Source organism: Actinomadura rugatobispora (assembly GCF_042656285.1).
Taxonomy (GTDB): Bacteria; Actinomycetota; Actinomycetes; order Streptosporangiales; family Streptosporangiaceae; genus Spirillospora; species Spirillospora rugatobispora.
In genome coordinates this window covers 106,997-119,336 of the sequence record NZ_JBHSON010000015.1, presented here as the reverse complement: position 1 = coordinate 119,336, position 12,340 = coordinate 106,997, and the positions used below count along the sequence as shown (strand labels likewise).

Below are 12,340 nucleotides of genomic sequence, written 5' to 3'. Positions count from 1 at the left end.
CCGCCTCGGTGCTCAGCGGCGCGGCGGGCGGGCCGCCAGGAGCCCCAGCGCGACGTCCAGCGGCTGCACCCGGCCCGCCAGCCCGCCCTGGCCGTCCCGCGGGGACGACCCCTCCCACCAGCCGACCGCCGCGATCTCCTCGTCCGGGACGAACCGGAGGCTCGCCCGCTCCGCCTCGGCGCCCACCTGGGCGGAGTAGACCGCCGCGTACTCCACCAGCCGCGCCGCCCCCAGCACGAACCGCGCCCGCCCCGCGAAGACCGGATCGGCCACCCGCAGCCCGGTCTCCTCCCGCAGCTCCCGGACGGCCGCCGCACGCGCGCCCTCCCCGGCCTCGATCATCCCGCCGGGCAGCTCCCAGGCCTGCCGGTGGCGGCCGAACACCATCAGCAGCCGCCCTCCGCACCACACCGCCACCAGCGAAAGCGTCAGCGGACCGTCCCCCGCCCCCTCCGCGCCGACCGCCGCCAGCCCGGTCTCGGCGATCCGCTCGAAGCGGGTCAGCTCGTTGCCGTCCCCATCGACGGCCAGTGCCGCACCGCCACCGCCGCCCGGTCCCTTCACGCGCTCACCGCTCCAGAGCCTCCAGCAGCATCGGATACGCCCGGTGCAGCTCCCGCTGCCAGTACGGCCAGTCGTGCCGCCCGTCATAGAAGCGCGTCGTCACCGGGATGTCCAGCGCGCGCAGGCGGCCGGTGAACGCGCGCGCGTGCTCGTAGGCCGCCGCCTCGATCGGGTCGGACAGCGAGAGCCCGTCCAGCGGCCCGGGACGGCCCGTGCCGCACGCCACCCACAGCCGCACGCCCGCCAGCCGCCCGGCCAGGTCATAGGGATTGTGCGCGTGCCAGATCGCCGCCTGGTCGTCCGGATCCCCCCACACCCGCCGCCAGTCCGTACCAGGGCACACCAGCGAGGTGCCCCACCCCACCGAATCGTCCCCCGGGCGGTGCCCGTGCAGGGTGTGCAGGTAGCCGCTGAACGCCGCCGCCGCACGGAACGCCCCGGGGAACCGGGCCGCGTACAGCATCGTGCCCAGCCCGCCCATGGAGTTGCCCGCGATCACGCGCCGCTTCCCGGCGCCGTAGCCGCGTTCCAGGATCCCCCGGACCTCGGTCATGTGGAACCGCTCCCAGGCGGGCGGGCCGCCGTCCCCGTAGTTCCACCAGTCGGAGTAGTTCCCGCACCGGCCTCCGTTCGGCATGACCACCAGCACCCCCTGGTCCCGGGTCAGCTCCTCCACGTCGGTCTCGCGCGTCCAGGCGGTGTAGTCGTCGGCGCCGCCGTGCAGCAGCCACAGCGTCGGCCACGTCCGCGAGGAGCCGCGCGACCAGCCCCGCGGCAGCAGCAGGCGCACCATCTCACGGCGGCCCATCGCGGGGGACTCGATGGTCAGGTCGAGCGCGCGCGGACCGGCCGCGCGCTCCTCCACCACCCGCGCCTGCGGCGCGAGGCCGGCGACTGCGGGAGAGGTCGCCGGGCCGGTCACGGCCAGGCACACGAGCAGGATCAATGCCCCGAGCAAAGCGGGGACGGTCGAACGAGACAAGGCGGGAGCCTTTCGGGAGCGAGCGACAGCTGGGGTGGGACGCGAAAAAAGGCGCAGGCGTCCGCTGAACGGGCACCCCTCGAAGGACGAAAACCCGCCCGCGCATGTCGGAAAGGTGTCGAGAGATGCCGGAGAAGATTCCGGAACAGGGTCGTTTCACGCGTCAGGAAACGCGATCACGAAACCCCGCGAATTCCGGAAATATGATCATGGGACGGGCGGCTTTATTTCGCCGCCGCGCCCGCCCGCGACGCGTTAAGGCGGCCGCCCTGATCGCGGACCGGACGCCGCCGGACCGGGCGGACGACCGGACACCGCCCGCCCCTCAGGGCCCGCACGGCACCACCGCAGCAGGACGGGACCGCACGCCGCCCGGGGGCCCGGAGCAGCACGAACCTCCGTAGCGCCCGGCGCCCGGGGGGCGATCACCGCGCCGAACCCGGTGCACCGCCGCATCGTCCTCACCCGGAGACCTCGTCATATCCCTTGGATAGAGGTGTCCCCATACCGGAGTCGATTCAAAGCGCAACGGGCGGATTATAAAATGCATTTCCCTCGCCGGCCCGGCGTTACTCGGCCGCCAGGCCCGAGAAATCTCTTTCCTCACACTCGTCCCACCGGAACCCGCCGCGAACAGGTGGGGCCCGGAGGCGTTCCCTGCCTCCGGGCCCCTGGTTACCGCCACGTGCACACGCCGGCGCGTTTAAGGACGCGGATCAATCCTCATGTCGCCGTGCTCTACGGTTGAGCTATCGCCCCATGAGAGGAGCGAGCGGGAGTTGAACCCGCAACCCGGCGATCAACGTCCGTGCCCGTTCGATCCGGCGATCGGCGGTGAATGCTGAAGCTGGAGCGAGAGTCTGAGTTTGCTCACGGCTGCCTCTACCGGTTGGGCCACCCCGGCGCGAACGTGCCGGGGGAGGGACTCGAACCCCCACTGAACACCGTGTGGATCAGGCTGACGTCTCAGTTTCAGCTTCGCGCCCTTGTGGGGCGCACCCCCGCGCTCCACACGGGGGAGTCTGCGACTCTAACCGAACAGGTAGCCGAAGACCACCTCGCCCACGCCGCGCTCGTCGGCCTCGGTGCCGTTGGCCTCCTCGCGCGCGAACTTGACCGCCTGCTGCAGCTTCTCGACCCGCTCCAGCAGCTCGTTGACGCGCCGCGCCGGCAGCGCCCCCGAGAACTTCACCGTCGTCCAGTAGCCGACCGCCACGTCCTCGTAGAACACCTCGACCTGCGCCGGGTGCTTGTCGGTCGCCTCGGCCTTGACGTGGTTGAAGGGGACCTTCTTGGTCTTCACCGTGCGGACCGGCTCGGTCTTCCAGCCGTCGGTCGAGCCGTCGAACGTCCACGACTCCGCGGCGTCCAGCACCGGCAGCTTCTTGACGAAGGTCTGCAGGTCGACCAGCTGCTTCTCCAGGAACAGCAGGTAGGTGACCGGCACGTCGCGCAGCAGCGCCCGGCCGTCGACGGTGACGTCGGCCCGGGCGACGCAGTTGGTCCAGTCCTTGGTCGCGGTCACGTCGAACAGCCGGGTGAGCGTCGCGGCCGCCTGCCGCAGCACCTCCTCGGCCTTCACCTGCACCCGGGTCGACTCCGGCGGCAGCTGCTCGCCGTCCTCGTCCTTGGGCTGGTAGGTCCGGGAGATGCCCGAGAGCAGGGGCTGCTTCTGCACGGTGTGGTGCGCGTCGGTGAGCTCCCGCAGCGCCTTGGCCTTCACGCCCTTCTCCACGGCGATGATCTGATTGAGTCTCGGCACGTTTCCTCCCGTTCGGACGAAACGACCGTAGTGGTTTCGGACACCCGGACGCATGCGGTTTTCCCGCGCCCGGACGCCCCCAGGTTTGCCGGGCGACTTTTCGGACATCGGATGTGCACTCGGGGATACGCCACCTACGGGAGGTCTCCATGCTCGCGATCGTCGCGGCCGGCGTCTTCGGCCTGGCCCTGCTGCTCGACCTGGCCGACGTCGCCTCCGACCCCTTCGACTACCAGACCCTCATCACGGTCGGCCTGCTGCTGATCGCCCTGCACCTGGCCGGCGTCGGCGCGGGCACCGACTGGCGCCGCCGCGGCTGGAACCGCCGCCGCACCGCCCGCCGCTGATCCCCGCGATCCGAGGGGCGTCAGGAGGCCGGGCGGCCCTGCGCGTAGGCGCGCAGGCCCGGCAGGTCGACGACCGTGATCCGCCGCCACCCCGTCCGCACCAGCCCCAGCGCCCGGAGGCTGTTGAGCGCCCGCGCGACCGTCTCGCGCGAGGCGTCCATCCAGCTGCCCAGCTCCTCCTGCGACAGCGGCGGGGCGATCTCGATGCTGCCGTCGGGCGCCGGCGGCGTGTGCCGGGCCGACAGCTCGGCCAGGTTGGCCAGCAGCAGCGCCAGCCGCTGCGCGCCCTTGGCCGCCACGTGCGCCTGCAGCCGCTGGTCGGCGTCGTCGAGCCTGCGCACGAAGGTGCCGCTGACCAGCCGCCACACGCCCGCGTGCGCGTCCAGGAACCCGGTGAAGCGGGCCGCGGGGACCACCAGCGCCCGCACCGGGCTCAGCGCGGTCACCGTCGCCGACCGCAGCCGGCTGCCCAGCACCGCGCTCTCGCAGACCAGGTCGCCCGGGCCGCGCACGGCCAGCACGACGTCGTGGCCGTCCTCGGTGGACGAGGTCACCTTCGCCCAGCCGTCCTCGATGATGATGATGTGGTCGGACTCGTCGCCCTGGTAGCACAGCGGCTTCTTGGCCGGGTACGTGCGCGGGCGCGAGACGTGGCGCAGCGCGGCGCGCTGCGTGTCGTCCAGCGCGTCCCAGAAGCCGTCCGGGCGGCCCGGGGCGCTGTCGCTCGGCAGGGAGGTCCTTTCCGTCACGGGTGATTCCGTTTCCTGTGCCCTCCGCGGGGGAGGGTCCGGGGTCGGGGTGAGGCTGACTCCAGTGGACCTTCGCCATGCCCTCCTGGCAAGTGGGATGTCACGGGGAACCGGCGCCCGCGGCAGTTGGGGGGAGTGGGGCGGTAAGGCCCAGTGCCGCGAGCGCCGGCCCGTTCATCCGCCGGCCCTCCGGCCCGCCGCGGGTAAGGCCCGCGCCGCTCCGGCGGCCGCATGATCGTGCCGTCCACATCTCCCAGGCAACCCCGTCATCGAGCAGGATGCTGCTCCCCGGGGCACCGACTGTCTGCGTCATCTGACACATTCGACAGGACGGCCTTGCCGAACCGTCAGATTTCCGTCAGGACGGGGCCAGTGCGTTCAGCAGCCGGTTGACCGGCCCCGAGAGGTTCCACCGGTCGGCCAGCTCCACCACCGCCTCCGGATCGCGCGGCGCCGCGGGCAGCCGGTCGTCCAGGTCGCGCAGCGCCGGGTCGTCGATGTCGGTGACCACCCGCACCACCGTCCGCGCCGCCGCCAGGTAGTCGCCGGCGGCCTCCATCCTGCGCCGCGCCCCCGCCGGGAAGCCCTCCGCCGACCCCGACTCCAGCGCCGCCACGATCCCCTCCAGCGACCCGAACCGGGTCACCAGCGCCGCGGCGGTCTTGTCGCCCACCCCCGGCACCCCCGGCAGGCCGTCGCTGGGATCGCCCCGCAGCGTCGCGTAGTCGGCGTAACCGCGGCCGGGGATGCCGTACTTGGCCGCGACCTCCTTCTCGCCCATCACCTGCAGGTTGCGGATGCCGCGCGCGGTGTAGAGGACCTGGACCGGGCCGCGCTCGTCCACCAGCTGGAACAGGTCGCGGTCGCCGGTGACGATGTCGACCGGGCCCCGCTCCGCCCCCCGCACCGCCAGGGTGCCGATCACGTCGTCGGCCTCGTACCCCGGCACGCCCGCCGTGGCCAGCCCGAACGCCGCCAGCACCGCGTCGATCACCGGCAGCTGCGCCTCCAGCGCGTCGGGCGTCTGGTCGCCGCCGTCGTCGGCCACCCGGTGCGCCTTGTACGACGGCAGCGCCGCCACCCGGAACTCCGGCCGCCAGTCGGCGTCCATGGTGCACACCAGCCGGTCGGGCCGCCGGTCCTGCACCAGCCGCGCGATCATGTCGACCAGGCCGCGCACCGCGTTCACCGGCGTCCCGTCCGGCGCCGTCACCGACTCGGGCACCCCGAAGAAGGCGCGGAAGTACAGCGACGGCGTGTCCAGCAGCATCAACCCGCCCATGCCGTGCCCCCCGCTCGTCCCGTGCCCCGCTGGCCGGTCCGGGCGTCGCCGCGCCCCGCCGGCTCCCTCATGCTGTGTTCCCCGCTCGCCATGCCCCACATCGTCGCACGCCCCGCCGACGGTCCGCGGTACGGCGCGGGCCGCGCCGCCTGCGATCCTGGACCCGTTGCGACCCTGGCCCGGCGGCACGACCGGGCCGACACGCGAGGGGAGGGAGCGGCGGCACCCGGCGGCAGGCCGGAACCGCCGCGATCGACATGGAGACGGATGTGACGAAGGAGTTGTATCCGCGGGAGAGGCTCGCCCAGGTGCGCCGGGCCGCGGACGAGGCCGGGCTGGGCGCGCTGCTGCTGACGCCCGGACCCGACCTGCGCTACGTCACCGGCTACGACGCGCTGCCGCTGGAGCGGCTCACCTGCCTGGTCGTCCCGGCCGACCGGGACCCGTTCCTGGTGGTGCCCCGCCTGGAGCTGCCCGCCGCGCGGGAGTCCCCGGCCGGGTCGCTGGGCGTGGAGCTGGTGCCCTGGGACGAGACCGACGACCCGTTCGCGCTCGTCGCCGCGCGGCTGCCGCGGGACGTGGCCAAGGTCGCGGTCGCCGACCGGATGTGGGCGGTCATGGCGCTGCGCTTCCGGGCCGCCCTGCCCGGCGCCGAACAGGTCGCCGCCGGCGGCGTGCTGCGGGAGCTGCGGATGCGCAAGAGCGCCGCCGAGGTCGCCGCGCTGCGCGAGGCGGGCGCGGCGATCGACCGCGTGCACCGCGCGATCCCCGGATTCCTCAAGCCCGGCCGCACCGAGCGGGAGGTCGGCCGGGACATCGCCGACGCGATCATCGCCGAGGGCCACGACGGCGTCGACTTCGTCATCGTCGGATCCGGCCCCAACGGCGCCAACCCGCACGCCGAGCTGTCCGAACGCGTCATCCGGCCCGGCGAGCCGGTGGTGGTCGACATCGGCGGCACCATGCCCAGCGGCTACTGCTCCGACTCCACCCGCAACTACTGCGTGGGCGAGCCCCCCGCCGACTACGCCGCCTACTACGACGTGCTGCGCGAGGCGCAGGAGGCCTCCTGCCGGGCGGTGCGCGCCGGCGCCACCCCCGAGGCCGTGGACGCCGCGGGCCGCGACATCATCGCCGCCGCCGGGTACGGCGGGCACTTCTTCCACCGCACCGGCCACGGCATCGGCCTGGAGACCCACGAGGACCCCTACATCGTCGCGGGCAACACCGAGCCGCTGGCGCCCGGCATGGCGTTCTCGATCGAGCCGGGCATCTACCCCGGCGCGCACGGCGCCCGCATCGAGGACATCGTGGTGTGCACCCAGGACGGGTTCGAGCGGATGAACCACACCCCGCGGGAGACCGTGATCGTCGACTGAGCCCCTGAGGTCCTCTCTCCTCCGTCCGGTACAAAGCGGCGGCCGAATATCCGTCCCGGAGTGACTGGCGCCGACCGTGCCCTCTTGCGGACGATCGTCCCGCCCTGTGCGACCCGGGCGCCGTCCCGGGCCGGGCGTCGCCCCGCCGGGGTGAGGAGCCCGCATCGCGCGGGTTCACGGGCGCGCGCCGCGCCGGGACCGGGGATCCCCCGGGCCCGGCACGGCGCCGCCACCGTGCCGACCAGGGAGGACGAGGATGAGGGTCAGCGGGCGTATGGCCGTGGCCGTGGCGGGGGCGGGGCTGCTGGCCGCCGCCGGATGCGGCGGAGGCGGCGAGGACAGCGCGGCCCCCGCGGGCGGCGGCGCGCTGAAGGGCGTGAAGATCGAGGTCGCCGCCAAATGGACCGGGCCGGAGGAGGCCAACTTCCGCAAGGTCCTCAAGGAGTTCGAGAAGCGGACCGGCGCCACCGTCGCCTACGCGCCCACCGGCGAGAACACCGACGCCTTCCTCGGCCCCCGGCTCCAGGCCGGCCGGCCCCCGGACGTGGCGATCCTGCCGCAGCCCGGCCTCATGCGGCAGTACGCGGCCAAGGGCTCGCTCAAACCGCTGTCGCCCGAGGTCACCCGGCAGGTCGACCAGAACTACCCGCCCTACTGGAAGGAACTGGGCTCGGCCAAGGGCCGCAACTACGGCGTCCTGGTCAAGGCCGCCTACAAATCGATCATCTGGTACCGGCCGCAGGTCCTCGCCGACGCCGGCGTGCAGCCCCCGCGGACCTGGGCCGACCTGGTGAAGGCCGCCGGCACCGTCCGCGACTCCGGCACCACCCCCTTCACCCTGGCGGCCGGCCCCCAGGACTCCTGGACGCTCACCGACTGGTTCGAGAACGTCTACCTCTCCCAGGCCGGCCCCGCCGCCTACGACCGCCTCGCCGACCACCGGACCAAGTGGACCGACCCCACCGTCGCCCGCGCGCTGCGGACGCTCGCCGAGATCTGGGGACGGCCGGACCTGGTCGCGGGCGGCCCCGCCCAGGCCACCAAGACCAAGTTCGACGCCTCGGTGACCGAGGTGTTCGGCCAGGAGAAGGCCGCGATGGTCTACGGCGGCGACTTCGCCGCCGCCAACATCGGCACCACCCGCGCCAAGGTCGGCACCGACGCCAAGGTGTTCGCCTTCCCCGCGGCCGGGGACACCGCCCCCGCCATGCTCGGCGGCGACATCGCCGTCGCGCTCAAGGACGGCAAGGGCGCCATGGAACTGATGCGCTTCCTCGCCTCGCCCGACGCCGGACGGATCTGGGCCGGGCTGGGCGGCTACCTGTCGCCCAACAAGGGCGTGGCCCCCGGCGCCTACGCCGACCCCGTCGCCCGCCAGCTCATCACCCAGCTCCAGCAGGCCGGGGACAACGCCCGCTACGACCTGTCCGACCTGACCCCCGCCGCGTTCGGCGGCACCCCCGGCCAGGGCATGTGGGAGGAGCTGCGCGGATTCCTGCAGCGGCCCTCCGACGTCAAGGGCGCCCAGGAACGGCTCGAGGCCGCCGCCGCCAAGGCCTACGACAGCTAGGCCGGGGCGGACGACCCCCATGAGGGCACTGCACGACGACCCCTCCCGCGAGGCGGCCCCCCGAGGACGGCGCGGCACCGCCCGGCGCGGCACCGCACGCCGCAAGGCGGCGGGGCCGCGCCGGCCCAGGGGCCGACCGCTGCCGTGGACGGCCCTGCTGTTCCTGGTCCCGGCCCTGCTGCCGCTGGGATTCCTGGTGGTCTACCCGATCGCCCACACCGCCGTCCGCAGCCTCTTCGACGCCTCCGGCGACACCTTCGTCGGCCTGGGCAACTACGCCGAGGTCGTCCGCGACCCCGGCAACCGGGTCGCGGTGCGCAACACCGCGATCTGGGTCGTGGCGGCCCCCACCCTGGTCACCGTCACCGGGCTGCTGTTCGCCGTCCTCACCGAGCGGATCCGCTGGGCCGCCGCGTTCAAGCTGGTGGTGTTCATGCCGATGGCCATCTCCTTCCTGGCCTCCGGAGTGATCTTCCGCCTGGTGTACGAGCAGGACCCGGACAAGGGCGTCGCCAACGCCGCGATGGTCGCCGTCCACGACACCTTCACCGGGGGCGGCGGCTACCCCGGCGCGGCGCCCCGTCCCGGCCCGGGCCTCCCGGTGCGGGCACCGGACGGTGCCGTCGCCGCGCCCGCACCGCTCGCCGCCGGAAGCGGCGCCCTCGTCCCGCTGCTGCGCGTCCGGCCCGAGCACCTGCCCGGCGACGCCGCACCGGCCGGCCCGCCCCCCGGCGCCGGGCCGGGCGAGCTGACCGGCACCGTCTGGTTCGACTTCACCCGCGGCGGCGGAGGAACGCCCGGCCGTCCCGACGCGGGCGAGACCGGGCTGCCCGGCCTCACCGTCGAGGCCGTCCGCGCCGGCCCGCCCGGCGGTGGCGGCGACCCGCCCGGAACCGTCGCCGGCAAGGCCACCACCAGGGCGGACGGGACGTTCACCGTCCGCGGGCTCCAGCCCGGCGCCTTCTACACCCTCAGGCTGCCGCCGGAGAACTTCGCCGCCGCCTACGGGGGAGCCGAATGGCTCGGCGGCACCCTCATCACCCCCGCGATCATCGGCTCCTACCTGTGGGTGTGGGCCGGGTTCGCGATGGTCCTCATCTCCGCCGGGCTCGCCGCCGTCCCCCGCGACGTGCTGGAGGCGGCACGCGTCGACGGCGCCGGCGAGGGGCGGATCCTGGTGAGCGTCACCGTCCCGCTGCTGGCCCCCGTGCTGGCGGTGGTGCTGGTGACGATGGTCATCAACGTGCTCAAGGTGTTCGACCTGGTCTTCGTCATCGGCGGCGGCGATCCCGGCGCCGCCGTGCTGGCCTCCCGGATGTGGACCGAGTCCTTCGGCGGCGGCGGCGACCAGGGCGTGGGCAGCGCGATCGCGGTGCTGCTGTTCGCGCTGGTCCTGCCCGCCGCCGCGCTCAACCTCCGGCGGCTGCGGCGGGAGCGCCCATGAGCACCGGGCGCAGGGGCCAGACCGGGAACCCGGCCCGCAACCGCGGCGGACTCGCGGCGCGCGCGGCGCGGCGGGCCGGCGGCGGCGCCGTGCAGGCCGTCCTGATTTTGGTCGCGCTGTTCTGGCTGGTCCCCAGCTTCGGGCTGCTGATCGCCTCGCTGCGCTCCGAGCAGGACAACAGCGCCGGCGGCTGGTGGCGGGCGCTCACCGCGCCGTCGCAGCTCACCGGGCAGGCGTACGCGGCGCTGCTGGAACGGCCCGACTTCCTGGACTCGTTCTGGAACACCGTGCTCATCACCGTGCCCGCCACGGCACTGGTGGTGGTCATCGCCGCGCCGGCCGCCTACGCCTTCGCCTGGCTGGACTTCCCCGGCCGCGACCGGCTGTTCCTGCTGGTGGTGACCCTGCTGGTGGTGCCGGTGCAGGTGGCGCTGATCCCCGTGGCCGAGCTGTACGGGCGGATCGGGATCGGCGGCCTGCACCTGTTCGGGTCGGTGGCCGGGGTGGTGCTGTTCCACGTCGCCTTCGGCCTGCCGTTCGCGATCTTCCTGCTGCGCAACTTCTTCGCCGCCATCCCCCGCGACCTGCTGGAGGCGGCACGGCTGGACGGCGGCTCGGACCGGACGATCCTGCGGCGCGTAGTCCTCCCGCTGGGCGCCCCGGCGATCGCCTCGCTGGCCGTCTTCCAGTTCCTGTGGGTGTGGAACGACCTGCTGGTGGCGCTGGTGTTCGCCGACACCGGGGCGCAGCCGATGACCAAGTGGCTGCAGTCCCAGACGCGGCAGTTCAGCGGCAACATCGACGTGCTGGCGCCGGGCGCGTTCCTGTCGCTGCTGGTCCCGCTGGCGGTCTTCTTCGCCTTCCAGCGCCACTTCGTCCGCGGCGTCATGGCCGGCTCGCTGAAGTGAGGGAGGGGGACGGACCGGAGGCGGTCCGTCCCCCTCCCACGGTCGGTCAGGCCGAGGCCTTGGTGACCTCGACGTCCGCGGAGGCGGCGTCGGGGTGGCCGATCGCCAGGCCGCTGGCCGGGTCGAAGAAGTGCAGCCGGTGGGTGTCGACGGCCAGCTCGATGTCCTGGCCGGGACGCACGTGCGAGCGGGCGTTGACCCGGGCGGTCCACAGCGCCTTGTTCTCCACCAGCGGGATCGCCTCGCTCTCGCCCTCGGCGGCGTCCTCGGCCAGGTCGGCGGTGTCCTTGTGCTCCACCGGCGGCGCGTCGATGGTGAAGATCACGTTGATCTCGCTGCCCAGCTCCTCGGTGACGCTGCTGGTGGCGCTCAGCGGCGCCCAGTCGGGCTTGGCGTGCGCGGCGTCCTCGAAGTCCGAGGGCCGCACGCCCAGGATCACCTTCCGGCCCACGTAGCCGTCCAGCCCCGGCCTGCCCTCCAGCAGCCCGCCGGGCACCGGCAGGGTGTAGCCGGCGAACGACACCTGCACGCCCGCGTCGCCGCCGGTGAGGTCGGCCTCCACGAAGTTCATCGCGGGGGAGCCGATGAACCCGGCCACGAACAGGTTCACCGGGTTGTCGAACAGCCGCTGCGGCGTGTCGACCTGCTGCAGCCTGCCCTCGCGCAGCACGCACACCCGGTCGCCCAGCGTCATGGCCTCGACCTGGTCGTGGGTGACGTACACCGTGGTGACCTTGAGCCGCTCGTGCAGCTGGCTGAGCGAGGCGCGCATCGACACGCGCAGCTTGGCGTCCAGGTTGGACAGCGGCTCGTCCATCAGGAACGCCTGCGGCTCCCGGACGATCGCGCGGCCCATCGCCACCCGCTGCCGCTGGCCGCCCGACAGCGCGGCCGGCTTGCGCGACAGGAACTGCTCGAGGCCGAGCATCTTGGCGGCCTCCCGCACCTTCTTGGCGCGCTCCTCCTTGGACACCCCGCGCAGCTTCAGGCCGAACGCCAGGTTCTGCTCGACGGTCATGTGCGGGTAGAGGGCGTAGTTCTGGAAGACCATGGCGATGTCGCGGTCCTTGGGCGCCAGGTCGTTGACCACCCGCTCGCCGATGGAGATGGTGCCGCCGCTGATCTCCTCCAGCCCGGCGATCATCCGCAGCGCGGTGGACTTGCCGCAGCCCGACGGGCCGACCAGCACCATGAACTCGCCGTCGCGGATCTCCAGGTCCAGCCCGTCGACGGCCTTGACGCCGCCGGCGTACACCTTGTCGACCCGCTCCAGCACGATCTCGGCCATGTCGCACCTTTCGATGGAAACGTTTCCAACGCCCGCCGCCCACCTGGGCGCTTAACCTTTGGCTG

11 protein-coding genes are annotated in these 12,340 nt (G+C 73.5%); 5 read left to right on the top strand and 6 right to left on the bottom strand.

Annotated elements, in window-relative coordinates; translation table 11 throughout:
• Positions 1-12 precede the first annotated feature (12 nt).
• The 3 genes from ACFPZN_RS13530 to ACFPZN_RS13520 form a co-directional block, all read right to left on the bottom strand.
• Complete coding sequence (locus ACFPZN_RS13530; RefSeq protein WP_378282257.1) at positions 13-564, bottom strand: NUDIX hydrolase; 552 nt, start codon at positions 562-564, stop codon at positions 13-15.
• Between the two features lie 4 nt (positions 565-568).
• The gene (locus ACFPZN_RS13525) at positions 569-1,522 is read right to left on the bottom strand and encodes an alpha/beta hydrolase (RefSeq protein WP_378282256.1); all 954 of its coding nucleotides are present in this window, start codon (positions 1,520-1,522) and stop codon (positions 569-571) included.
• A 1,054-nt stretch (positions 1,523-2,576) separates the two neighbouring features.
• Positions 2,577-3,308, bottom strand: coding sequence for a DUF7873 family protein (locus ACFPZN_RS13520; RefSeq protein ID WP_378282255.1), 732 nt, complete (start codon positions 3,306-3,308; stop codon positions 2,577-2,579).
• A gap of 149 nt (positions 3,309-3,457) precedes the next feature.
• On the opposite strand from ACFPZN_RS13520, the gene ACFPZN_RS13515 reads away from it, so the two are divergent.
• Positions 3,458-3,655, top strand: coding sequence for a hypothetical protein (locus ACFPZN_RS13515; protein WP_378282254.1), 198 nt, complete (start codon positions 3,458-3,460; stop codon positions 3,653-3,655).
• Positions 3,656-3,675: 20 nt separating this feature from the next.
• On the opposite strand, the gene ACFPZN_RS13510 is transcribed toward ACFPZN_RS13515, so the two are convergent.
• Positions 3,676-4,404, bottom strand: coding sequence for a Crp/Fnr family transcriptional regulator (locus ACFPZN_RS13510; RefSeq protein ID WP_378282253.1), 729 nt, complete (start codon positions 4,402-4,404; stop codon positions 3,676-3,678).
• Between the two features lie 358 nt (positions 4,405-4,762).
• A complete protein-coding gene (locus ACFPZN_RS13505) occupies positions 4,763-5,686 on the bottom strand; it encodes a 5'-3' exonuclease (RefSeq protein WP_378282252.1) in 924 nt (307 codons plus the stop codon).
• Between the two features lie 269 nt (positions 5,687-5,955).
• Here ACFPZN_RS13505 and ACFPZN_RS13500 point away from each other — a divergent pair, with 269 nt between their 5' ends.
• The 4 genes from ACFPZN_RS13500 to ACFPZN_RS13485 all read left to right on the top strand — a co-directional run bounded on the left by ACFPZN_RS13500 (position 5,956) and on the right by ACFPZN_RS13485 (position 10,987).
• Positions 5,956-7,065, top strand: a complete 1,110-nt coding sequence (locus ACFPZN_RS13500) for a M24 family metallopeptidase (protein ID WP_378282251.1) — start codon at positions 5,956-5,958, stop codon at positions 7,063-7,065.
• Positions 7,066-7,321: 256 nt separating this feature from the next.
• Positions 7,322-8,635 (top strand): ABC transporter substrate-binding protein, encoded by a 1,314-nt coding sequence (locus ACFPZN_RS13495; protein WP_378282250.1) that lies wholly within the window; start codon positions 7,322-7,324, stop codon positions 8,633-8,635.
• A 19-nt stretch (positions 8,636-8,654) separates the two neighbouring features.
• Complete coding sequence (locus ACFPZN_RS13490) at positions 8,655-10,079, top strand: carbohydrate ABC transporter permease (protein ID WP_378282249.1); 1,425 nt, start codon at positions 8,655-8,657, stop codon at positions 10,077-10,079.
• Entirely contained in the window at positions 10,076-10,987 is a 912-nt protein-coding gene (locus ACFPZN_RS13485) for a carbohydrate ABC transporter permease (RefSeq protein ID WP_378282248.1), read from the top strand. Before ACFPZN_RS13490 ends, ACFPZN_RS13485 begins: the two co-directional genes overlap by 4 nt.
• 46 nt (positions 10,988-11,033) lie before the next feature.
• Here the strand turns inward: ACFPZN_RS13485 and ACFPZN_RS13480 are convergent, their stop codons facing one another.
• Positions 11,034-12,275, bottom strand: a complete 1,242-nt coding sequence (locus ACFPZN_RS13480) for an ABC transporter ATP-binding protein (RefSeq protein ID WP_378282247.1) — start codon at positions 12,273-12,275, stop codon at positions 11,034-11,036.
• Between the last annotated feature and the right edge of the window lie 65 nt (positions 12,276-12,340).

What these genes read in the sequence shown, in the direction of transcription:
- ACFPZN_RS13495 (WP_378282250.1), top strand. Translation starts at nt 7,322, where the DNA reads ATGAGGGTCAGCGGGCGTATGGCCGTGGCCGTGGCGGGGGCGGGGCTG.
- ACFPZN_RS13515 (WP_378282254.1), top strand. Translation starts at nt 3,458, where the DNA reads ATGCTCGCGATCGTCGCGGCCGGCGTCTTCGGCCTGGCCCTGCTGCTC.
- ACFPZN_RS13480 (WP_378282247.1), bottom strand. Translation starts at nt 12,275, where the DNA reads ATGGCCGAGATCGTGCTGGAGCGGGTCGACAAGGTGTACGCCGGCGGC.
- ACFPZN_RS13505 (WP_378282252.1), bottom strand. Translation starts at nt 5,686, where the DNA reads ATGGGCGGGTTGATGCTGCTGGACACGCCGTCGCTGTACTTCCGCGCC.
- ACFPZN_RS13490 (WP_378282249.1), top strand. Translation starts at nt 8,655, where the DNA reads ATGAGGGCACTGCACGACGACCCCTCCCGCGAGGCGGCCCCCCGAGGA.
- ACFPZN_RS13485 (WP_378282248.1), top strand. Translation starts at nt 10,076, where the DNA reads ATGAGCACCGGGCGCAGGGGCCAGACCGGGAACCCGGCCCGCAACCGC.